The sequence below is a fragment of the Lunatibacter salilacus genome (assembly GCF_009797935.1).
GTDB classification, from domain to species: domain Bacteria; phylum Bacteroidota; class Bacteroidia; order Cytophagales; family Cyclobacteriaceae; genus Lunatibacter; species Lunatibacter salilacus.
In genome coordinates this window covers 39176-61531 of the sequence record NZ_VOLC01000004.1, presented here as the reverse complement: position 1 = coordinate 61531, position 22356 = coordinate 39176, and the positions used below count along the sequence as shown (strand labels likewise).

Here is a 22356-nt window from a genome sequence, read left to right as displayed (position 1 = left end):
AAATCTGCGTAAATCTGCGAGATCTGCGGGCTATTATTTTATCACACCAACACCATTTCGTGCTTTTATTCTGACTTCTTCAAATTTAACTCTTAATTGAAGTAAATCTCCATTTTTAGAAGTTTCTCCTACCAAATTCACATGCTCTTCCGGATCATTGTGGTGATCGTAAAGCTCTTCATTATCACCCTCCGTATCATCTCCCCATCGGGTGTATCTCCACCGATCTGTTCTGATGGTAGCACCCCCATTGTTGATTGTGTAGGCGTAGTCCTTTATTTTATCATTCCTAGTCCCATTTAAAATACCAGTCAAGCTTTCTCCTTGAAGAATGGAAGGTATTTCATCCCCAAACCCTCCCAAATCCGCCAATGTGGGATAGAGGTCCATCAGTTCGGTGATCGCATTATTAGTTGTTCCATGTTTTTCCATATACGCAGTTCCCGGTACTGAAATAATCATCGGTGCTGCCACGCTTCCCTCCCATAGACTTACTTTAGACCAACTATCATGTTCACCCAAGTTATAGCCATGGTCCGAAAGAAAAACAACAATCGTCTCCTCTCTTAGCTCTAACCGCTCAAGGGCATCCAGTAGCCTCCCGACCTGCTCGTCCATAAAACGGACACTGGCCATATAGGCAGCAATAGTCTTTTTTTGTTGGAGCTCATCCATGCCCCATACTTTATCGTTTTGCCTTCTTAATGCCTGTTCGGGAACATTGTCACCGATAATGAATTGTGGCAGTTCCACCTCATAGACCGGATATGGTACAAAGCTGCTCTCAGGGGCAATAAGAGGCACATGAGGCCTGACAAATCCAACCGCAAGAAAAAACGGAGCCTCTTGTTTAATCCGCTGATTGTTGGTGCCTCCTTCCGGTATTTTACCCGCACGGTTTTCCAGAATGGCTATTGCCTGGCTGGCGGCCATGTAATCTGTTTGGGTGCCTTGGAGGCTATCCGCTATCACCATTTGGGCGAAATTGGAGCCATAGTGTAGGTTCTTGGGGGACAATAACTCCAAATCACCTGGACTCATCGTTTCAGGACCCATCACATTATACGCATAATCCCAGGAATCCGGGTCATCCCCTCCCGGTTCACCACGTTCTATACCGCCCGGAACACCCATATGGAAAATCTTTGAAACCCGGGCGGTAAAATAACCCCGCTCCCTGAAAAATCCCGCCATGGAAGGATGGTTGGCCAAAGCGGGTGTTTCCTTTCTATAACTACCCGGCTGGTCATTGTTTCCCAATACCCCATTGGACTCCGGATACAAACCGCTCATAAATGAAGCCCTAGATGGGCCACAGAGCGGAAATTGGCTGTAGGCCCTAGAAAACCGCATCCCTTCCATGGCAAGCCGGTCAAGATGCGGGGTATGGTTATCTATTTCCATATAGGGGCCGATTTTGGTATTCAGGTCATCGGAGATGATTACCAAAATATTCGGTTGTTGCGCCTGTAGCATGGTCGGTAAACAACATAAAACGACAACAATCAGCTGTCGAAAAACGAGACCCAAGATACCTGCCCCCATAACTCTATCGTTCGTCATCAATTATTTCGATTTATATATCGGTCTATAAACTGCTGATTCAGTTCATCGGAATCGCCATATTGTGTCCGTAAGGCTTCCAACCTGCTGTGCAGATCTTTTTGCACTTGTTCATAGCTTGGATCACCATAAACATTCTTCATCTCCTTGGGATCTTGCTGCAGGTCATACATTTCCCATTCATCGATGTCATAGTAGAAATGCATCAATTTGTAACGTTCCGTTGCCACTCCGTAATGGCGCTTCACCATATGCACGGAAGGATATTCGTAATAAGTATAATAAACGGCATCACGCCATTCTCCCCGCTCACCGCTTACCAGTTTCCTGAAAGACTCGCCCTGCATGTCATCTGGAATAGTTACCCCAGTGTAATCCAAAAAGGTAGGCGCAAAATCTAGGTTCTGTACCAATGCGTCAATGACTGTCCCCGGCTCAATCTCCGGCGGGTAACGAACCATCAGCGGCATGCGGAAGGATTCTTCATACATAAAACGCTTGTCAAACCAGCCATGCTCTCCCAGGTAAAACCCCTGATCGGAAGTATATACCACGATGGTGTTCTCCGCAAGACCTGCTTCATCGAGGTAATCCAACACTCGGCCTACTCCTTCATCCACGGCTGCGATGGTGCCGAGGTAATCCTGCATATAGCGTTGATACCTCCATTTCATAAGCTCTTCCTCCGTCATAGTGGGATACCTTTTAATGAAATCTTCGTTGATGGGTCCATAAACTTCATCCCATTCGGCCCTTTGAGCCTCATTCATTCTGCCGATGGTCCTTTCAAAAGCACCTATATCCCAGCTATTATTGCCGGGCCCAACCACCGTCGGGCTTATCCCTAGCTTTGCAATGGTCTCTGGATAAAGCTTTGAATCCCCCGCCCAGTTCATGTGCTTGAGGATATTCATTTCAGCTTCTTTGGCCGCTGTTCCCCTGCCTTCATAGTCATCAAATAAGGTAGTCGGTTCCTCAAATTTTCTTTGGGTAAATTCCCGGTAGTGCCTTGGTGCGGGTTCCCATTCCCTGTGGGGTGCTTTATGGTGGTAAAGCACGCAGAAGGGCTTGTCAGGATCTCTGGTATTCTGCAGCCAATCCAGCGTAGTATCGGTGATGATATCTGTCACATAGCCTTCCTTTCTCACCGTCTCCCCCTCTATCAGAAAATCAGGATTATAGTAATGACCTTGCCCGGGTAACACCATGGAAAAGTCAAATCCCTGCGGAATCCCATCCATATGAATTTTACCAATCATGGCGGTCTGGTAACCATTAGCTTGGAGCAACTTGGGGAAGTTATCCTGCTCCCAGTCAAAAGCAGCCATATTGTCTATCTTTCCGTTGATAAAACTATGTTTCCCCGTAAGCAGCACCGCCCGGCTAGGGGCGCAGATGGAGTTGGTAACCGTAGCCCGGGTAAATATTGCGCCTTCCTTAGCAATTCGGTCAATATTCGGCGTCTGCATCAACTTATCGCTGTAGGCGCTGATGGCCTGATACGCATGGTCATCACTCATGATGAATACGATGTTTGGTGGAGATTTTTTTTCTTTTTCTACGTTGTTGCAAGCTGTGGTAAGTATCCAACAAAACAGAATTATAACATAGTAATTGTATGGGGTAAAGAATTTCATGATGGGGTTATTAAAGGTTGATTTGCGTAAGAAATCTTAATGAAAGTTAGTATTTCTTTATATGGCTAAAATTTTATGGCTCAAAATGGTATGGAAAAATAGTCAAATTTTGTTTAAACAAAAAAAGCTGCCCCATTTGGAGCAGCTTTTTTCTGAACGATACGTAATACTATCTGACTATTAGTTTTTCCAATTGTCTCCGACTATGTTTATCTGTAATCGCTATCAGGTAAATTCCGCGGGACAACCGGGATACACCGAACTGTACAAATCCATCCGCCGACAATTCCGAGGCGGTTAATCAACCTACAATTGATCTAAGCTCCACATGATGCAACCCTACTGCGCGAAGGTTCCTGAACCTCCTGTACCCTGTACATAGTCGGAAAAATTAATATTGACAGGGCTAATGGTCTGGGCATTATCATCTGAGTTGCAGGTAAGCGAATTTTTATTCTTTATGATACTTTGGCCTTGCCCCTATCATATCGTTCAGGTAAGCACCAAAACTCTCATTGGTATTTTCCTTCTGTTGGATCAGTGTCCTATTAACGATATTTTCATCCTTATGCCATCTGGCACCCTTCTCAATATCAATTTCCATCCATCCTTTACCTGAGTCTTTCAGATAGTCACCAAGACCTTCAACAGCAAAATACACAGCTATCAAGTCCCAACTGGGCCGCTGGTCATCAAGTGTTTTTTTTGACATATTCCAGAGCCAATCCCGGTAGACTGCCCTTACAATATTTCCCGGAGGGGTATGTTTTAATGATTTCCCGGTCATGACATTGGAGCCCCCATCAGAAAAATAGGCTGGTCTTGGGAAATTCTCTACCAAATACCTGCTATAGCTTGCCGATCCATTCTGGAAGAGGTTCCAATCGGATACAAATTTCTGATCCTGATTGTAAGCACCTACTCCCCCCATTGAAACCCATTTTTCTATTTTTTCATCTACAAGCTCATAACCGGACAGTGGTGACATATCATCCGGCCCAGAAACAAGTAAATCATAGAGACCTTTAGTATGTCCAATTGTAACGTAGGTTACACTATGATCCTCACTGCTGGCAAGTAATTTCCTGTTCAAACGGGTTTGTTCCTCAGCATCTGTGTTATAAATTATACTATTTTTGAAGGCAGCCGTATCTCGCGCTAATTTTTCAGCCGTCATTTTATCTACCGGATCACCGACTTCGGCTCCATGATACGCTCCGATGGGTATATCCGGGCGTCCATAATAAATATTGATTGCCTCAACAATTCCCGCACCGAAGGGGACTTTACCTGAACTATATATGCATCCTATTATTTCTGCCATACCAAGATCCTGATAACGGTGTAGCAATGCAAAAGCACCCGCATCATCACAATCCGATCCCATGTCTGTATCCAAAATAATCTTTACAGGCTCAGAGACAGATGAACTAGTTTTTCCATTTTGGATTGGAGAACGTGATAAAAGCAATACCACAATTAATAAAAGAGAAATTTTTTGCATACTGGGTCATCTAATGATTTAGATATATTCCGCAAGGGGGTTTAAGGCAATACTAATATAATCAAAGCGGAACTTACTGCTGAAATTGCATTTTTTTTCAGATAATGGCTCGATTTTCTAAGGCAATGGAATGCAAACATGTTTTCACTTTGAAATCAGCTAAGGCAGCGTTTTGCGGAGCACAGACCTACCTCCTACTACAAAACTGTCTGAGGTACATGAAGCCCCGCCTATTGCACAGCAAACATTCATTCCCGTTTTTTGAAAATAAGAAAACAATGTTGGTATTTAGTTCACTATTCCGGTAGTCTTACGGTAGTCTTACGGTATTATTCCAGTAGTTTTTTATAGTTTCAGCCAAGATTTCCAATTCGTAGATGTCATCAGGTTTCACGATGTAGGAGCTGGATTGCTCTTTATAGGCTTTAAGGATATCTTCCTTTCTGGATGAGGTGGTAAGCATCAGAACAGGGATATGCTTTACAACCTCTAGTGATTTGATTCTTTTTAGGGCTTCATGACCATCCATTACTGGCATGTTGATATCCATTAAAATCAAATCTGGTATCTCTACTTGTCCAAAGGGTTTTTCTTTCTTTAAAAATTTGATGGCCTCTACACCATTCACTACATGATATAGCTCTTTCAAAAACTCTTGATCTTCTAATGCTTCCCTAATTAAAAAAGCATCTTCTTTGTTGTCCTCTACTAAAAGAATGATCAGTTTTTTCATCTGTTTATAATTTGATTTTCATAGGCCATCCCGATAGCTCGGGAGGAATTTCGCATGAATAATTATCATTAATCTGCATGACAATTCAGTCATGCAGGATTTCATAACTTAAAATTTCGGGATCGTAAATATAAAGATAGTTCCTTTTGGTTCACTTGGTTCAAACCATATTTTTCCACCGAAGGCGGAAACTATTTTTTTACAACTCGCCAGTCCTATACCTGTGCCGCTGTACTCGGAGTCAGTATGTAAGCGTTTAAATATTTCAAATACCCTATCCTGATGTTCCGGATTTATGCCGATCCCGTTGTCTGTAATACGGAATATATAGGTTTTTTCATCTTCAGTAACACCAATAGTGATTTCAGGCACATTATCAGCCGGCTGATACTTGATTCCATTGTCAATTAAGTTGGTGAATAGTTGTACAAATGAACTGGTATCCCCTTTTATTGTCGGTAATTTAGACTTTGAGAAATTAATCTGCTTTAGTTTATCGTCATTTTGGTAATTGGTGAAAATCGAATTTAGCAATTCATCCAGATTCACTTGCTCTTGTCCCACATCCCCAGTCTTAGAAAAATCGAGAATATCAGTAATTAAATTCTTCATTCTTCCAGCGTTATTATACGCATTGTCGATATAGCTATTTGCCTTCTCGTCTAGCTGTTTACTGTATTTTTTTTTCAAAATAGAAAGGTAGGTGGTAATACCTCTTAACGGCTCTTTTAAGTCATGCGCAGCGATATAGGCGAATTGTTCCAACTCTTCATTTTTCTGTTCCAGCTGTTTCTGAATGGATTTAATGTGACTGATGTCTGTTGCGGCAAATAGATACCCATGGGTTTTATTGTCTAATATAATTTCAGTTACTGATAGCAATACCAGTAGTAATTTGCCGTTTTTCTTCTTAAAAGTCCACTCTCTAATCCTGTGTTTTGTATCATTTGCCAAGGCATAAAGCAATTCATGCTCTTTACCTTTTTCAGGTAGGCAATTGAGCAATTTTTCTGCTACATCCTTCCATTCATTTTCTAAAAAAAGTAGCTCCTGAATACTTTTACCTATGATTTCTTCATTTTTGTACCCTAGGATTTTCCTGACTCCTGTATTCGAGTTTATGATTTTTCCATCAGTAGTAATCGACACAAATGCTACTTCGGTAGTAGCAGCCATGAGCGCTTGATTCTCTACCAAAAGCTTCTTCAATTCTATTTCGGTATGCTTTTGTTTTGAAATATCAATAATTTGAGATATAAAGTACAAAATGTTATCGTTATGGTCCTTTACCATTGATACAGCAAGTATAATGTATACGATGTGTCCTTCCCTATGGAAATAGCGTTTTTCCATATGGTAGTGGTTTCTTTTACCTTCTGTCAATTCCTGTAACAATGCCAAATCAGCATCAAGATCTTCCGGGTGGGTGATTTGCTGAAACGTGAGCTGTTTTAATTCCTCTTCTGAATATCCTACTGTTTCACAAAGCTTCGCATTGACTTCTAGCCATTTTCCATTTTCGTCCAGTAAAGCCATCCCTACGGCTGCATTTTCAAAATTACCCCTAAAAGCTTCTTCACTTATTCTGAGGGCTTCTTCCTTCTGCTTTCTTTCGTTGATATCCTGATGAGTCCCGTACATCATCAAGGGTCTGCCGTCCTCGGTCCATTCAAATACTTTTCCCCTGTCGTACACCCACACCCAATGTCCGTCCTTATGCTTCATTCGAGCTTCAAACTCATAGTATTCAGACTTTCTTTCAAAGCATTCGTTTAGTATTCTCCCAGACTCTTCCAGATCATCCGGGTCTGCCAACTTCATCCATGTATCGATACTTATAGGAGCTAACTCCTCCAGCGTATAGCCTACTATCTCTGCCCAACGCTCATTGAATACCGTTTCCCCTGTTTGCACATTCCATTCCCAAGTACCTACATTAGTCCCTTCTATTACGGATTTAAATTTCCTCCTAGCATCCACTATTTCCTGAACCGGCCGGCCCTCAGGAATGATGTAAATCACATTTCCGTTATCATCAAAAATAGGCTTTAAGCTAAATAGGATAGTGATTGGTGTTTTATTCGCTACCCAAACACTGACTTCATATACAACTGCTTCTCCCGAAAGGGCTTTCAGAAAATTCTTTTTAAGCTCTTCTTGCGTTTGCGATGATATTTGCCACCAATAGCAATCCCAGAAGTATTTGCCGATTACTTCGTCATGCCTGATGCCTGCCATATTCACAGCGGTATCGTTTGCTTCTAGCAAGATTCCAGCTCTACTGATGAAACCGATAAAAGAAAAAGTGGAATTAAAAATGCCTTTGAACTTTAGTTCCTTTTCTTTGATTTTTGTGATGTCTTGTAAACTCCCAATGACTTTGTTCCCTATTTTTTTTCCTATAATTCTAGCCCATTTGTGGTAGCCTTTGGCGGTGATAAGGATACTTTCTATATCTATTGGCTGGTCATTTTTTATGGTGTTTTGAAGTGCATCGGTAACAACACTTCTGTAATCCGGATGGTAGAACTCGATTGCGTTGGCCTTATTGTGATCAAAATCTAAAGCAACCTCATGAATTTGGTAAACGACCTTACTCCAAACTGTTTCACCAGAGTCGATATCCAATTCCCAAGTACCGATTTGATTTGCCTCTTCCGTTAGCGTAGACAATAAATTCTTTTCATTTAGTTGATTGTTTATTTCTTCAATTTCCCTTTGGGACTTTCTCAATTCCAAAAGACTTATGGTTTGTCTTGCAAGTTTATTCAACAATTTAATTTGCTCATCACTCAATTGCTTAGGAAAATTATCTATGACGCAAAGGGTGCCCAGCGGAAATCCATTTTGGCTTACCAATGGAATGCCTGCATAAAAGATGACATGAGGATCGCCTGTAGTTAAAGGATTATCCGAAAAGCGGGAATCCGTTCTGGAATCTTCTACAATAAAAGGTCGGTCTGGTGTTTTGATAGCCTGGGCACAGAATGAGTATTCTTTAGGAGTCTCTCGTGTATCTAATCCATGATGGGATAGAAACCACTGTTTATCATCCGTGACCAAGCTGATAAGTGAAATTTCAGTGCCGCAGATTTGTGCAGCCATGGAAGTGATAAAGTCATAATCATCTTTTTCAGCTATACCTAATATTTGGTAAGACTCTAAATTTTTAAGTCTGTCTTTTTCACTAAAACGAAAAGTTTGTCCTTTCATGCTTTTCTATAATGTTTACTAATTGGGTCAGGCAGGGGAATTTACTCACTTTTGCCCATTGCTTCTAATGGCGTTCGTGATTTTCAATTCAGCCACACCCTTTCACTGAACTTCAGCTAAGCGTAACAGCAGGGTGTGCGTGAAAGTCTCCCTTCCACTGCCTGCTCCGCGGTATTGCGGAGGCACCTCATGCCTGCCAGTCGGCAGACAGGTTGTAAATCGCTTGGCACCAAAAGTACCTAAGATTGAACCAATTTCCAATGTTCGACCAGATCTGGCTGGTACTGCTGCTTGAGCTATCTCACTGCTGCCCTCCTGTACATTTACTTTTCCCCACTTTACCCAGTTAAGTAGCCTGCTGGACCTATGGCCGCTCTAAATGCCGTAGTGGATTTGCTATTCATCTACAAGTTTATTTTCCAGTATCCTGCTTTTATTGACCCAACCCTTTCCAATATTTTGTCTTCACTTAATTTTTTTATGGTTTTCTCCACCGTGCTTTGACTTTTATGTTTTTTATGTGCGATTTCTTCCATTGTAATTTCCGGTTTCAAAAGCATCCATGCAACGATTTCTTCCGTATTTCTTTTCACTCTCCATATCTCCCGCGAACATTCTCCTAACTTTTCCCCAAACCTCATCCCAATCGGAGGCTGAAACGACTTCTCTACTTTCTTTGGATTTTAGAGAAATAATTGTCTTGAAAACGTCATCCTCCAGGAACTCCGGAATTGTCCCAGTAGTGTAAATTTCACAATATTTAAAGGTATACCGAACGTCTGAACCCAATTCGTCTACCCTTCCGATTTCTTTGAAGAACTTGGCAATTACTGGGTTTTTAGGAAAGGGTGAAAAGCAGGTCGGCTCAATCACGCCAGCGTCATGCGGACGGTTCCAGTTTTCAGCTACTATCCGCTCTTTTTCAATAATGAATTTCGCCGGAAAAGCGTTGGCAAATTCCCTGTGGACGAGTAGATTTCCTACTACCTCACGGAAAATACGATCACGGAGACTGATTCGCTGTTCTCCATCCTGATAAAATTTGTCCAACAAGTGTTTTCGCACAATGTATTACGAAATTTTGGCGAATATTGGAAATCAAAAAGACGCGAGTAAGTTGAAAAACAGGTAAATATTGGAAATCTAGAGTAATTGGGGGATATGGGTCATTTGTAAAGCTTGGCTAGCTGGTTGGCCCATGAGGCTTTGCAATGAACATCCTATTTTCCGCAAAAGCATGGGAGCAGTATGTGTATTGGTCAGAGACGGACCGTGATATTACGGACAAGATAAACCATGTTGAATCTAGCTTCTTGATTACTCAGTTGTTCTGTTTTTTAAGTCCATTTTTTCGTATAAGATTCTAGTTATTTCAATCGGTTTATCTTCTAGAATCCGGTAAAAAATTATATGTCGATTTGATTTCAGTCCGAACAAGTCATTTGCAATTCCGTTATAGTTTCGTCCTAAATCGGGATTATTAGCAATGTCTTGGCAATTGTCAAACAACATATTGTAATATCTATCGGCTTGTTCTTCCGACCATTTATTAGCTGTATAGTCCCAGATTTCATTCAAGTCCTCAACAGCTTTGTTGGTCAGTTTATATTGAGCCATTATACTTGCTTCTTCTTGCTTTTAGTTCTTGAAGGTTTTTTTTGGGGTCGAAATCGCGAGCGACTCCACTCTCAACTCCCTCTTGAATGGCTCGTTTAAGGGCAATGGCTTTACTTTCTTCGTTCTCCAAAAGTCGAAGCCCAGCTCTGATTACTTCACTGACGTTTTTGTATCTGCCAGATTCTACTTGATTGCTTACAAACTGCTCAAAATAATCCCCAAGCGATATGGATGTGTTCTTGCTCATTTTTTCAACTTTTCCCAAAAATACCAAAATTTGGTAAATTGTCCAAGCCAGTTGGAATTGTCAAATTACATCCAACGGAATCTGGCAAGGGAATTTATTCACTTTTGTTTATTGCTTCTAAAGGCGCTCGTGATTTTAATTCACCTGCTCCCCTGCTGCCCGTGATTTGCATTCTCCAGAACAGATAAATGGAATTTGCAATTCCACTAGACGACTAAAAATCGAGAGGTGAGCGGAGCCGAACCCCAAAACAACATCAAGCCTTTCCAGATAAACATCCTATTTTACACAAAAGCATGGGAGCAGTATGTGTTTTGGTTCATTCGCCATAATTTGATCCGCAAGAAAGTTGACGGCACTTTTGCGCTATTTCCCCGACAATCAGTGGAGCCAAGGTATTGATTATAAAAAAAATTGGACGAAAATTTTCTTCAGGTTAAAATTATATTATTAAACTTTACTTAGTACAAAATATATTTTTTTCTATAAATAGGTAATTATTTAGATCTTTAACTGAATTTTAATCTTGTCCTGCTTGTTCATTTCTTTGCAACCAAGTAGTAATAAAATCAGTGAAATTTTAATGGAGTATAGGCTTTTCATTTATAACTAGCGCCAACCTCCGATAATCTGTGCAATAATTACTCATCTTAAACCCATATAGCCGGATATCAAAAAATTAAGATTATAGAATCAAATGATTATCAATTATAATAGAATATGACATTTATAAATAGAGTACTCCGTCCGCCATCTTACGGATGGGAAAAGCATGGTAGACTTGTAATACCATCAAAAAAAGAATTATTTACGGAAGCCTTTTCTCGGGTAAATATATTTAAGTCCAAAAAAAACTGGATAACCTTCGTAAGTTGGGCTACCGTTTTTTGTCTCGTCCCTTTCCTTTCCCTATTCCTGTTTAAGTTCTTCAATCCATGGTTCATTCCTTTGATTGTAGTTTACAGCATGATAATCATGAGTACTCACGGCACCATCTGGTTTCATCGCTTCTGTACGCACAGGGCCTATAAATTCAGCCATCCGATTTGGCGTTTCATTACGCGCAATTTAGTAGTGAGAACTATTCCAGAAGAAACTTATACCATTTCGCACCATGTTCATCATGCCCTTTCTGATGAACCGGGAGATCCATACAATGCCAAGGCCGGACTCTTATATTGCATGCTTTCAGATGCAAACCATCAAGGTATCTCAACGGATCTAGATGAAAAGGAATACAAAAAGGTTTCTAACTACCTCAAGCATACAGGCGTAAAAATCAATACCTATGAACAGTACAAAAAGTGGGGCACTGTGAGCAATCCACTTGATGAGATGATTGTCAGGATCCTAAACTGGTCTTTTTGGTACACGGCTTTCTTTTTGATTGGCGGCCACTCACTTGCCTGTGCGCTGTTTAGCGCTGCCATTTTATGGTTTTTACTGGTTCGCGCCTTCAACTATACCGGACATGGTGGCGGTAAACAAAAACATGTAGAAGGGGTTGATTTCGACCGGAGTAACCTAGCCATTAACCAAAATAGGCCAGGCTGGTTCTCAGGAGAATGGCACAACAACCACCACCTATACCCGAATAGTGCGAGGGCCGGCTTTTTGACCTACCAATTGGATATGGCATGGATCTATATTTACGGATTGTATAAGTTAGGGGCTGTTTCGCAGTACAATGATGCCAAAGAAGAATTTTTGCGAAACTACTTTGAGCCTGACGCCAATGCCGTAACTGAGAAAAAGCAGCAAGCTCGAGTTAAGGAAGAAGACCTGCTGGTTTTTCAAGCAGAAGGTGATGAACGCCAAGGAAAGCAGCGGTAATTTATGATGTTGAAATTAATAAAAAGAATATGAGATAGTAGAGTTAAGACTTTTGCAAATGAATTGGGCGCATATTAAATATCAGTTGAACCAAACTGCATATCCTTTTCGTCGCAAATTCAACGCAAGTTTTTTTTCCATTACCAATGCTTCTGCTCTTGTCATTGGATGCAAATTAATTGGGTTGTATAAGCTCGGTCGTAAGTAGGTTCCATATTTCTCGACAATATTTGCAGATAATTTATGTCCTTTTTTGTTTATATAACCCGTTTTATGTTGCTTGAATCGTTCCAATGGAGTCTTGCTGGTCATGCCCACATAAAGACATTCAAGCACTCCATTAAACTGCGGATTAGCATTTCTGAACTTTGTGTTTTCTGTAAAAACTCGTTTCGATAGCTCAACAACATATACCTGATACCTCATTGTCATCAAATTTTTGTTTCCCTATATCCATTTATCCGACCGATGTAATCCCCAAGAAAATAGTTCAATAGTTACAATCCTATACATTCCGTTTGCTTTGAAATACCTTCCGCCAGGAAGGTATACTCAGTTGCCGACTATGTCTTAAAGATAGGATTTTCTTGCATCTAAAAAAACGTGCTCCTCGGGATTTGAAATCCCGAGGACAGATAAATGGAATTTGTAATTCCAGTAGACGACTAAATTGGGACCAGGATTGCAAATCCTTATTATTTGTAATTCGACATTGCAAATGTCGAACAGCAGGTGATTGCAATCGTGAGGACAGATAAATGGAATTTGCTATTCCACTAGACGACTAAAAAACCAGGGGTGAGCGGAGCCGAACCCCGGATTGCAAGGCTCTTCATTACGTCCCTTTAATATTTTTAATTTCGTCTGCTAAAACAGGAATATTATTCTGAATAATGCCCCAAATCATTTCCGGTTCAACAGTGTCATAAGCATGAGAAATAATATTTCGTAATCCGATAATATTCTTCGCAGAAGTTATTTTGATAGCAGGATCAATCTCAATTATCTTTCTAACTGCCTCTCCGATAATTTCTAAATCTCTCTCAATTGCTCTTTGCAAGATGATGTCTGATTCAAAAGAAATGAAATTATTTTTGGTTTTACTTTTTACTGTTTCGATTTCTTGGATGACACTTTGGATGTCAAGGATATATTTTAAAACTTTAGGCTGCATATAAGACTATCTTAGAGCGGTCAATTTCTTCTATCAAGACTGGATTTTTAAGTGATTTTCTTGAAACAAGATCAATTTTCTTGCCCGTTAGATTCTCTAATTTCTCTAAAAAAGAAAAATAATTGTCAGCGTAATCAAGGACTTCAATTTCTTCTGAAAATTGCACTAATAAGTCAATGTCGCTGGTTTCATTCATTAGGTCTTTTGCAGCCGAGCCGAATAATGCGATAGACTTTACTTTATGCACCTTACATAGGGCAATTATTTCATTAAGTCTTTCTTTTATTATCTGTATCATTTCAATTCAAAGATAGTTAATTTTCATTACTATTTTCGGGACATGGTTAACATAACCATAATCGAGCATACTCAACTTCTATCCAATCTTCTCTCATTATGCTGCTCATTTGTTGGATTTTTTGTTTTTGGCTTTTTCCAATGTCTGTCCAGATCCGAAATATTTTTTGGTACAATCTGCGTTCGCTGGCTCGTATCTCACGGATACGCTCCAAAAGTTCATTAAAATGATTTTTGCCAAAGGGCTTGCCGTTTTTCAGCATTTTATCGTTTAGCACAAAACCTTTAATGATAAATTCTTTGAGCGTCTGAGTGGCCCAAATCCTGAAGTGCGTTGCTTGTTTGCTGTTTACTCGGTAGCCCACGGCTATGATGGCATCGAGATTGTAAAACTCCACTTTTCTTTTTACACTACGGTTTGCCTTCTGTTTGAACTATTTCCAAAATGGAAATAGTTGCTTCTTTTGTCAATTCCCCTGATTCATAGATATTGGCTAACTTCTTATTGATAGCAGGGACTTCAACGCCAAACATTTCCGCAATTCCTTTTCGAGGCAGCCAAAAAGTATCTTTCAAAAAAGTAACTTTGATGCTTACTTTCTCATTTTCATTGCTGTATAGTATGATGTTATTTTCCATTATGCTGCTGTTGCCTCATTTAATTCCTCAATAATTTGCGTCATCTGAGTATCATAGAGTTGGTACATTCTGCCTCGTCCGCCTTTTTCGTCAAATTGTCTGAACTGTGATTTATTTGATTCGTGTGATAACATAATTATGGTTTAAACTTTTTGTTTTCCAACCGATGAAATTTCAGCTTTGCGTCGCCAAAATTAATCAACAGCCCAATTTCCAAATTGTAGGCTTCCAGATAGTTTATTGCTTGTGCAAGATGTACCGGCTCTAATTGAGTTAAAGCTTTAATTTCAACGCTTATTATTTCATCTACTAAAAAATCAACTCGCCTTGTACCTACTTGAATATCTTAGTAAAGAACATTCATTTCTAATTCCCTTTTATGGGGAATGCTTTGTAATTCCAATTCATAGGATAATGCACGCTGATAAATTACTTCCTGAAAGCCATTGCCAAGAAATGAATGGACTTCCATTGCTGTACCGATAATCTTACCTGTTAGTTCCGAATATTTGTATTTTTCATTGATCATATTTTTTCATCAATCATGCTATCAAATTCATCATAAAAATCACAGTTCAAGACTATGCGTAAATTCCGATGATCTTCACCACTGTCAATCCGGCCATCCTGACCACCCTTGTAAGAGTGGTCAGGATGACCGGATTGGTGGTCAAGATCATCGGAACAGGTGGTCAAGATGGATCGGAATATACACTTGTTTGATGAAGCATTGCAGATACATATTTCAAAGCTGAAGGGATGGGGCTACCTTTCACCCGGTCAAATAATGAGCGGTACACTCGACTGGAGCAGAAACGGAAACCCAGCAGGCAGCATTTCAATAAAGGTTTGCACACTTGACAACCAACCATGCTTTGAACTGGATTACAATTACAGGGACGAACCCCGAAAATACAAAGTTTATTTGACCTCAACCCCTTCCAACCTGAACCGGGGGGAAATATGGTATTTCATTTGCCCACAAACAAAGAAGCATTGCCGTAAACTGTATTCAATAGGCGGTTACTTTTTGCACCGTGAAGCGTTCAACGGCTGTATGTATGAAACCCAAACCCAAAGCAAGAAGTACAGGCAACTGGATAAAACATTAGGGATATATTACAGAACTGACAACCTGTACAGCGAACTTTATAAAAAGCACTTCAAAAAAACGTATGCCGGAAAACCTACAAAGAGGTATTTGCGAATAATGGGACAAATACGGAAAGCTGAATTACTCAATATACGGGATATTGAAAAGATGATTTTTTAAAATTAATCATAGCTATATTTATTTACCAGTCCTCATTTTTAATTTTAATCTGTTTAAATGTCAGCATATCAATATAAAATTGGTTCAAAATGTCAATAATGGGAGAAATATTTCTTCTAACTTCATTTTTTTTAGTAAAACTAAAATCTCCATTATAAGATTCAATATTACCCTTTGCAGTCGTTGATATAACCCAAATTAGTCAAAGAAGCCCTATACCTACCTTCTTTAAATTCAATTGATACGTTAAAAATTTGCTCAACATCAAGTAAAACCATGGGAGTTTTGCCCCTAGAATATCCATATTTTTGGTTATCAATAGGCCTTTTTACAAATTCCCCTTTGAAAGAAGTAGAATCCTCCGAAATAATCTGAATTATTCCATTTTCCGAAAAGTATGTTTTTAATGAATTGAAATTAATTTTCTGCTCAACTTCAAAAACGTTAACCCAGGAAACGGTTCTTTCTGATTTGTCAAATTTAAAATTTCCAATTTCTGCCAGTTGAGAATATGAGGGAGAAATAAGCAATAAACAAAAAACAGGTATTAAGATAATTGTTTTGAACATCTCTATTAAATATTTAATTTGAATAAAGTTAAAAATTTCTGATTCATTTCCAAAAAAATGATTTTAAAGAGACCATCAAACGAAGTTAAACTAAAAAACTAACGATTAGCCAAATACCGATATAACACCTTTTCGTGCAGATTTGTACTTATTCATTCCCATGAATTTCACGAATTTTAAAGTTTTGATAACTTCTTTTGTGCAAATCTTGTGCAAATGAAAAAGGCACCTACAAGAATGAACTTGTAAGTGCCTGATAATCAAGAGCCCCCTGCCGGGATCGAACCAGCGACCTACTGATTACAAGTCAGTTGCTCTACCAGCTGAGCTAAGGAGGCTTTTTATCCTGGTATCCCATTTAATGGCGGGATTTTGCAAAAGAAAAGCGATTCTTTTCCTTAAATGCGATGCAAATATAGCCGTCTATACCGAAGCAATCAAGCAAATGGTAAGGAAAATTAAGGGGGATATAATATCCCCCTAACAATGAGCGGCTTAAAATTCCCGGATGATCGAAAGTTTTTTCTTCAGACGGTCTACCTCCTGCTCTGCCTTGTCGATTTTCTCGTCAAACTGATTTTTCAGCTTATCCGCCGTCTTGGATGCGGCAAAGAATTCCAGGTTGTTTCTCCAAAGGGTGATGTTGTTCTCCAAATCCGAAATCTGCTTTCTGATTCCGTGCTCCTTTTTGTTAAGCACCCGGGCACCGTTGGGATCTGTTTGGATTTTGTTGAGGTTAAGGCGAAACAGAAATTCGTCCTTGTCCTGTCCATCCACACCGAGATTAGCCACGTATTCGTCGACGGCAGCAGTAAACTTGGCCGCAATGTCCTTGATGCTCTTCCGCGGAACAAACCCGATCTCGTTGTAGGCTTTGATATAGTCCTCCAGCGTATCTGTGCTAAGGTCTTTGCCTGCCTTGGCTTCCGTTACGATCTTTTTGCAGATCGCTTCCTTCTGCTTTAAATTATCATCAAACTCCAGATTGGCTTCCTTGTTGCTACTCCTTCTGCTTTGGAAAAAGGAATCACAAGCGGCTTTAAAGCGGTGGTACAGGTCATCCCGTATTTTTTCCGGCATGGGGCCAAGATCCTTCCATTCCTTCTGTAGGCCGATCAGGTCGTTGGCGGTATTTTTCCACTCGGTACTGTCTTTCAGTTTTTCGGCTTCCGCAATTAACGCTTCCGCCTTGTCCTTGTTAACCTTTCTTACCTCATCCAGCTCTTTGAAGAAGTGATTCTTGTGGTTAAAGAACTGCTTGAATAGTCCCCAAAAGGCCCTGTTTATCTCCTTCCCATTTTCTCTGGGAACTGGTCCAATAGTTTCCCATTCCTTTTGGATGGCAAGCATTTCCTTAGTCTTGATATTCCAGTCTTTGATGCGTTCGGCACGGAAATCCTTGAAGGGTTCCAGTTTCTCGATCAGGGCCAGCTTAAGATCCAGGTTGCCTTTCAGCGCTACCTTCTGCTCGTCATAGTAATCCTTTCTACGGGAATAAACCTGGTCGGAGGCCGCCTTAAAGCGTTGCCAGACCTTCTCCTGCTCCTCCCGGGGCACAGGGCCCAGGTGTTTGAATTCCTCATGAAGATCATTTAGCGACTTGATCGCATCTTTCAAGTCCTCCAACTCTACCAAGGCCTCCGCCTTTTCGCAGATCTCCAGTTTATGTTCCAGATTCTTCTTCCGATCCAGTTCCTTCAACTCGAAGTAAATACTTCTGTTGTCATAATACCGGTCCATGAGGGCATTAAATGAGGCCCACAGGTTTTTATTCTGATTGCCGGGAACAGGTCCTATGCTCTTCCATTCCTCCTGAATGGCCTTGACCCCGTCAATACTTGAAGTAGTTTCCTCACTATCCACCAGTTCTCTCAGTTTGTCGAGAACTAGGTTTTTGGCAACGGCATTCCGCTCCTTTGATCGTTCTATTTCCCGGAATTGCTTACTGCGTCTTTCCTTAAAGTCATGGATTAAAGTAAAAAATTCCTTATCGAGGTCGTCGCCCCTATAGGCAAAATCATCCGCCGCTCCACCATCAGCCGTAAAAAGTTCCAGCGCTGCCTCCTTTTCCTTCTGATAGAGTTCTTCATAGATCCCTTTCAGATCGGACGCTTTTCGCTCATGCTTTATAAGGTTTTCTTCCTTTAAAACCTCCTTTATCTCTTGAACCAACTGTTTTTTCGAATATTCACTGAAATCCGGTGCTTCATCTTCCCCATCTGAGGAGTCTTCGTCGTGGCCTTCTTCTGCAGAAGCATCGTCTTTGGCATTAGCTGCCACTGACCCGCCTTCTTCTGCTTTAGTCTTGCCTTCCGCTTTCACTTCGGATTTATCATCTACAGCGACTTCCTGCTTTCCTTCAGCAACCACCTCAGCGTTATCCTCGGCTACTATGTCTGTGTTAGGTTTAGAACTAGATTCCTGCCTTTCATCTACTTCCGGATGCTCACTGTCTTCTGCCGCGAATTTTGGTGTTTCTTTCGATTCCGCTTCCTGTTTCACTGCGGCTACGGATTCTTCAGTCGCCGCATCTGAGGGAGATGCTGTCACTGCGTCTTCCTCAGCCACCGTTTCACCGCTTTCCGCCGCCGGATTATCTTCCGAAGCGACTTCCGGTTTCTTTTCTTCAGGGCTTTCATTCACTATCCCTTCTTGATTATCTTCCGCAACAGTCTCAGGCGTTTCGTCTGTTGATTTTTTACTATTACCCGTTTCGGTGGTTTCATTTACCGATTGGGTCACCTTTTTGTCTTCTTCAGACATTTCTTTGTCATTCTCCATAAGTGTCAAGCGTACTTGCTTCCGATTTTGCTCTAAAACAAAAGTAGTGATTTTGATTTAATTAAGTCTTGGGTCTATGGGATAATTTGCCAGAACCTGATAATCCCCCCCCATATTCTTCAAAATATCACGCCATAGTTCGTCCGGATCGGAAAAGAAAATATTCCTTGTAGAGTGATTATTGCAAATAATCCAGGAGTTTTGCTCCAGCTCAGCATCCAACTGTCCCTCGGACCAGCCCGAATACCCGATAAAAAAACGGAAGTTTTCCAAGTCAACCACACCTAGTTTCTGCTTTTCGACCAACTCCGTAAAATCTCCCCCCCACCATAATTGGTTACCCAACTGCACACTTCCTTCCAACATTTTCTCTCCAAAATAAATAAAATGTAGTGTGTTTTGCTCCACCGGTCCGCCTACATACACCTCGGATTCCAGGTTGGACATCCCCTCAAGCAGGTCGCCCAACTTAAACATGGAAAGCTTGTTCAATATCAAACCGAAGGATCCCTTTTCATTGGCATCACACAGCAAGATGACGGATCTAACGAAATTTTCATCCTGTAGAAAGGGTTCGGATATTAATAAACATCCTGACGATGGCGGTATGTTTGAATTAACATTCATTAAATTTCTTTTCATTAGAGGGCATAAGATAAAGCAAAAAAATTTAATTCCAATATCTTTACATTTTTAAATTAGTATAAAGGAAAAATAAATAAAATAATGAAAATAGCAGGCTTAAGAAAGGAGTATTCTTCCAAAATATTAGAAATAAATAAGGTTGATTCAAACCCTATAGAACAATTTAAATCCTGGATGAAGGAGTCGATTGATGCCCGTATCAATGAGCCGAATGCCATGCATTTGTCGACTGTTACCCCGGAAAACCGTCCCTCCTCCCGGATTGTCTTGTTGAAAGGGGTGGATCTGGGGTTTGTTTTTTTCACCAATTACCAAAGCAAAAAAAGTCAGGAATTGCTTGCGAATCCCTTTGCTGCGATCACATTTTTTTGGGCTGAAATGGAAAGGCAGGTAAGAATAGAAGGTTCCGTAGAAAAGATCTCCGAGGCAGAGTCCGATGAATACTTCCTTTCCCGACCCCTAGAAAGCCAAATCGGTGCCTGGACCTCCCCACAAAGCGAGGAAATCCCTGACAGGGACTTTCTGGAAAAGAGAAAAGAAGCCATGGAAGCCCGGTTTGCCTCAGAAGAGCTAAAAAGACCTCCGCATTGGGGTGGATTTCGCCTGATGCCTGAAAAAATCGAATTCTGGCAAGGAGGCCCCGCAAGACTTCATGACAGGATACTATACACCCTTATGCCTGACAGTTCTTGGACGCTCAAACGCCTTGCTCCTTAATGGATAATTGTTAATGGTTAATTCGTAATTGATCATTAACCCAACCGTAATTCGTAATTCGTAATTAAAAGCTTCCCTAAGATGAGGTTAAACAAATTATGCCCCCCCCGTAATTCGTAATTTTTAATTCCTAATTAATTGCTTCCCTTAGATGAGGTTAAACAGATTATCAACCCCCGCCACACGTTCGACGGTAAAACCTTCCCCATATTTGACGGAAATCTTGTGGCCAAACTCCTTGGCTCTTGCCTCAATAAAATCCATAAAGTCAGGGCTTGAAATAAAGCTTTCGGGCTCCTTACTATTGGGATCAAAAAACTGGGACTTGAATGCCATAATACTGGCCTTTTTGGTGTCCCAGAAAGGCGTGATGTCAACGACAAAATCCGGTTCAATGTAATTGTTTTGTATGTAGTGGTAGACCGCTTTAGGCCTCCAAGCTTCTTGAGCTTTGCCATCCCACTCCGTTTCCAGCATTCGGAGGCCGCTGACAAAGCAGGCTTTGGTTGCCAGACTGCCACCCTTTCCATGGTCGGGATGGCGGTCGGCTACGGCATTGGCCAATACGATTTCAGGCCGGTATTTTCGGATAATCCGCGCAATGGCAACTTGATGTTCCCTATCCTCCGTGAAAAACACATCAGCAAAACCGAGGTTTTCCCTGGCACTTAAGCCCAATATCTTCGCAGCAACATCGGATTCTTCCAGCCGAATGGCGGGCGTTCCCCGAGTTCCCATTTCCCCTTGCGTAAGATCTAGGATACCCACTTTTAGTCCCTTTGCCACATGGGATGCGATTGTTCCGGAGCAAGAGAGCTCCGCATCGTCAGGATGCGCTGCTATTACCAGTATATCAAGTTTGTTCATACCTTATCTATCTAATTTTCAGTCCCATCCCAACTCTAAGTACAGCGCTGGTGGAAATATTATTCATCCGGGTGATATGAGAAACGGACACCCCATACCTTCTTGCAATTACCGACAGGTTTTCCCCGTTTCTTACCCGATGGACAATGGCCTCCCTCATTTTGAGGACATGTTCAAAATTTTGGGAAGTAAGTGTAAAAATGGACTGTTTCAGTTTGTGGTCGTTAAAATCAAACATATCTCCCGGGTTCATGGAAAGTCCTTTATACCGGACTTCAAAATGAAGGTGTGGGCCAGTGCTTCTTCCAGTACTTCCACCAAGCCCTATAACATCCCCGGAGCGTACTTCCTGCCCCACACTCACAAGGGTTTTAGACAGGTGTCCATACAGTGTTTCCAATCCATTCCGATGTCTGACCAATACAAAATGACCGTATCCATACCGGTCATAGGAAGCCATACGCACAATGCCGTCAAAAGCACTGTAAACATCATCTCCGGTAGTCAACCGTAAGTCCACCCCATGATGCCAACGGTACCTGCGAAATCCAAAATCCGAACTTAGCCTACTGTCCTTCAGGGGCATGCTCCAAAGCGAACCAGATTGTGGTTCGTACAAACGGATAGGTATGGTGTCCAAGAAGCCTTTTGGATCAAAATCATAAATGTCAATCTTCTTGCTATCCCAGGAAGCATAATACTCAAAAGCCGTCACCCAAATACTGTCAATCAGAATTTGTTCAGACACCTGTACCAATTGGTTGGTGGGTGCCCATACGATAGAAAGCGTATCCTCGTTGACGATTGAAAGACGCTTTTTAAGATCCACGTTTCCTGTGAAAATTAAAGAATCCGTTCCTTTTTGTAAATTGTATAAATACTCCTGTACGTCAAAGGGATGAATATTTTTTTGATCTGGAGTGGTTCTGTCTTGGGTATTGGATTTCTTGATTATCCGCTGATTAACCTGCCCTATCGCTATTCCCGGCAAAATCCAAAGGAAAACTAAGATGAAACAGTTTCGCCAGTTTGGGTCCATGAACACGA

22 protein-coding genes, 1 tRNA gene and 1 pseudogene are annotated in these 22356 nt (G+C 41.0%); 4 read left to right on the top strand and 20 right to left on the bottom strand.

What is annotated here, in order from left to right; all coding sequences use genetic code 11:
* Window positions 1–33: 33 nt before the first annotated feature.
* The 8 genes from FQ608_RS06995 to FQ608_RS06955 form a co-directional block, all read right to left on the bottom strand.
* Complete coding sequence (locus FQ608_RS06995) at window positions 34–1563, bottom strand: sulfatase (protein ID WP_234364107.1); 1530 nt, start codon at window positions 1561–1563, stop codon at window positions 34–36.
* Window positions 1563–3200, bottom strand: a complete 1638-nt coding sequence (locus FQ608_RS06990) for a sulfatase family protein (protein ID WP_158857113.1) — start codon at window positions 3198–3200, stop codon at window positions 1563–1565. The genes FQ608_RS06995 and FQ608_RS06990 overlap by 1 nt, the downstream gene beginning before the upstream one ends.
* Before the next feature lie 451 nt (window positions 3201–3651).
* Window positions 3652–4704: a nucleoside hydrolase gene (locus FQ608_RS06985; RefSeq protein WP_158857112.1), complete on the bottom strand. Its 1053-nt coding sequence runs from the start codon at window positions 4702–4704 to the stop codon at window positions 3652–3654.
* Window positions 4705–5014: 310 nt separating this feature from the next.
* On the bottom strand, window positions 5015–5437 hold the full coding sequence (locus FQ608_RS06980; RefSeq protein ID WP_158857111.1) for a response regulator: 423 nt from the start codon (window positions 5435–5437) through the stop codon (window positions 5015–5017).
* A gap of 108 nt (window positions 5438–5545) precedes the next feature.
* Window positions 5546–8650, bottom strand: a complete 3105-nt coding sequence (locus FQ608_RS06975) for a PAS domain S-box protein (protein ID WP_158857110.1) — start codon at window positions 8648–8650, stop codon at window positions 5546–5548.
* Window positions 8651–9166: 516 nt separating this feature from the next.
* Window positions 9167–9715, bottom strand: coding sequence for a hypothetical protein (locus FQ608_RS06970; RefSeq protein ID WP_199856332.1), 549 nt, complete (start codon window positions 9713–9715; stop codon window positions 9167–9169).
* 252 nt (window positions 9716–9967) lie between these two features.
* Window positions 9968–10267 carry a type II toxin-antitoxin system RelE/ParE family toxin gene (locus FQ608_RS06960; protein ID WP_158857108.1) on the bottom strand — a complete coding sequence of 100 codons (300 nt, stop codon included), beginning with the start codon at window positions 10265–10267 and terminating at the stop codon, window positions 9968–9970.
* Window positions 10254–10514, bottom strand: a complete 261-nt coding sequence (locus FQ608_RS06955; RefSeq protein WP_158857107.1) for a type II toxin-antitoxin system ParD family antitoxin — start codon at window positions 10512–10514, stop codon at window positions 10254–10256. The genes FQ608_RS06960 and FQ608_RS06955 overlap by 14 nt, the downstream gene beginning before the upstream one ends.
* 720 nt (window positions 10515–11234) lie before the next feature.
* Here FQ608_RS06955 and FQ608_RS06950 point away from each other — a divergent pair.
* Window positions 11235–12347 (top strand): fatty acid desaturase, encoded by a 1113-nt coding sequence (locus FQ608_RS06950; RefSeq protein WP_158857106.1) that lies wholly within the window; start codon window positions 11235–11237, stop codon window positions 12345–12347.
* A gap of 81 nt (window positions 12348–12428) precedes the next feature.
* On the opposite strand, the gene FQ608_RS06945 is transcribed toward FQ608_RS06950, so the two are convergent.
* The 6 genes and pseudogenes from FQ608_RS06945 to FQ608_RS06925 form a co-directional block, all read right to left on the bottom strand.
* Entirely contained in the window at window positions 12429–12773 is a 345-nt protein-coding gene (locus FQ608_RS06945) for a ribose-5-phosphate isomerase (RefSeq protein ID WP_158857105.1), read from the bottom strand.
* 409 nt (window positions 12774–13182) lie between these two features.
* Window positions 13183–13521 carry a HepT-like ribonuclease domain-containing protein gene (locus FQ608_RS06940; protein ID WP_158857104.1) on the bottom strand — a complete coding sequence of 113 codons (339 nt, stop codon included), beginning with the start codon at window positions 13519–13521 and terminating at the stop codon, window positions 13183–13185.
* Window positions 13511–13819: a nucleotidyltransferase family protein gene (locus FQ608_RS06935; protein ID WP_158857103.1), complete on the bottom strand. Its 309-nt coding sequence runs from the start codon at window positions 13817–13819 to the stop codon at window positions 13511–13513. The genes FQ608_RS06940 and FQ608_RS06935 overlap by 11 nt, the downstream gene beginning before the upstream one ends.
* Before the next feature lie 46 nt (window positions 13820–13865).
* A complete protein-coding gene (rhuM, locus tag FQ608_RS27435; RefSeq protein ID WP_234364105.1) occupies window positions 13866–14216 on the bottom strand; it encodes a RhuM family protein in 351 nt (116 codons plus the stop codon).
* Window positions 14217–14229: 13 nt separating this feature from the next.
* On the bottom strand, window positions 14230–14457 hold the full coding sequence (locus tag FQ608_RS27430) for a hypothetical protein (protein ID WP_234364104.1): 228 nt from the start codon (window positions 14455–14457) through the stop codon (window positions 14230–14232).
* Between the two features lie 136 nt (window positions 14458–14593).
* A pseudogene (locus tag FQ608_RS06925) lies at window positions 14594–14986 on the bottom strand (GxxExxY protein).
* A gap of 68 nt (window positions 14987–15054) precedes the next feature.
* Here FQ608_RS06925 and FQ608_RS27750 point away from each other — a divergent pair.
* Together FQ608_RS27750 and FQ608_RS06920 are read left to right on the top strand one after the other, a co-directional pair.
* Complete coding sequence (locus FQ608_RS27750; protein ID WP_262885476.1) at window positions 15055–15180, top strand: hypothetical protein; 126 nt, start codon at window positions 15055–15057, stop codon at window positions 15178–15180.
* The gene (locus tag FQ608_RS06920) at window positions 15155–15730 is read left to right on the top strand and encodes a hypothetical protein (protein WP_158857102.1); all 576 of its coding nucleotides are present in this window, start codon (window positions 15155–15157) and stop codon (window positions 15728–15730) included. The genes FQ608_RS27750 and FQ608_RS06920 overlap by 26 nt, the downstream gene beginning before the upstream one ends.
* A 167-nt stretch (window positions 15731–15897) precedes the next feature.
* Here FQ608_RS06920 and FQ608_RS06915 read toward each other — a convergent pair whose 3' ends face one another.
* From FQ608_RS06915 to FQ608_RS06900, 4 genes are all read right to left on the bottom strand, one after another.
* Window positions 15898–16299 carry a hypothetical protein gene (locus tag FQ608_RS06915; protein WP_158857101.1) on the bottom strand — a complete coding sequence of 134 codons (402 nt, stop codon included), beginning with the start codon at window positions 16297–16299 and terminating at the stop codon, window positions 15898–15900.
* Between the two features lie 265 nt (window positions 16300–16564).
* Window positions 16565–16637: transfer RNA gene (locus FQ608_RS06910), tRNA-Thr, on the bottom strand.
* Between the two features lie 157 nt (window positions 16638–16794).
* Window positions 16795–19080, bottom strand: coding sequence for a DUF349 domain-containing protein (locus FQ608_RS06905; protein ID WP_234364103.1), 2286 nt, complete (start codon window positions 19078–19080; stop codon window positions 16795–16797).
* 57 nt (window positions 19081–19137) lie between these two features.
* Window positions 19138–19707, bottom strand: a complete 570-nt coding sequence (locus tag FQ608_RS06900; protein ID WP_158857100.1) for a YqgE/AlgH family protein — start codon at window positions 19705–19707, stop codon at window positions 19138–19140.
* Window positions 19708–19806: 99 nt separating this feature from the next.
* On the opposite strand from FQ608_RS06900, the gene pdxH reads away from it, so the two are divergent.
* Window positions 19807–20442, top strand: a complete 636-nt coding sequence (gene pdxH / locus FQ608_RS06895; RefSeq protein WP_158857099.1) for a pyridoxamine 5'-phosphate oxidase — start codon at window positions 19807–19809, stop codon at window positions 20440–20442.
* A gap of 147 nt (window positions 20443–20589) precedes the next feature.
* Here pdxH and bshB1 read toward each other — a convergent pair whose 3' ends face one another.
* Window positions 20590–21309 (bottom strand): bacillithiol biosynthesis deacetylase BshB1, encoded by a 720-nt coding sequence (gene bshB1, locus FQ608_RS06890; protein WP_158857098.1) that lies wholly within the window; start codon window positions 21307–21309, stop codon window positions 20590–20592.
* Between the two features lie 7 nt (window positions 21310–21316).
* Window positions 21317–22348: a peptidoglycan DD-metalloendopeptidase family protein gene (locus FQ608_RS06885; RefSeq protein WP_158857097.1), complete on the bottom strand. Its 1032-nt coding sequence runs from the start codon at window positions 22346–22348 to the stop codon at window positions 21317–21319.
* Window positions 22349–22356: the final 8 nt, after the last annotated feature.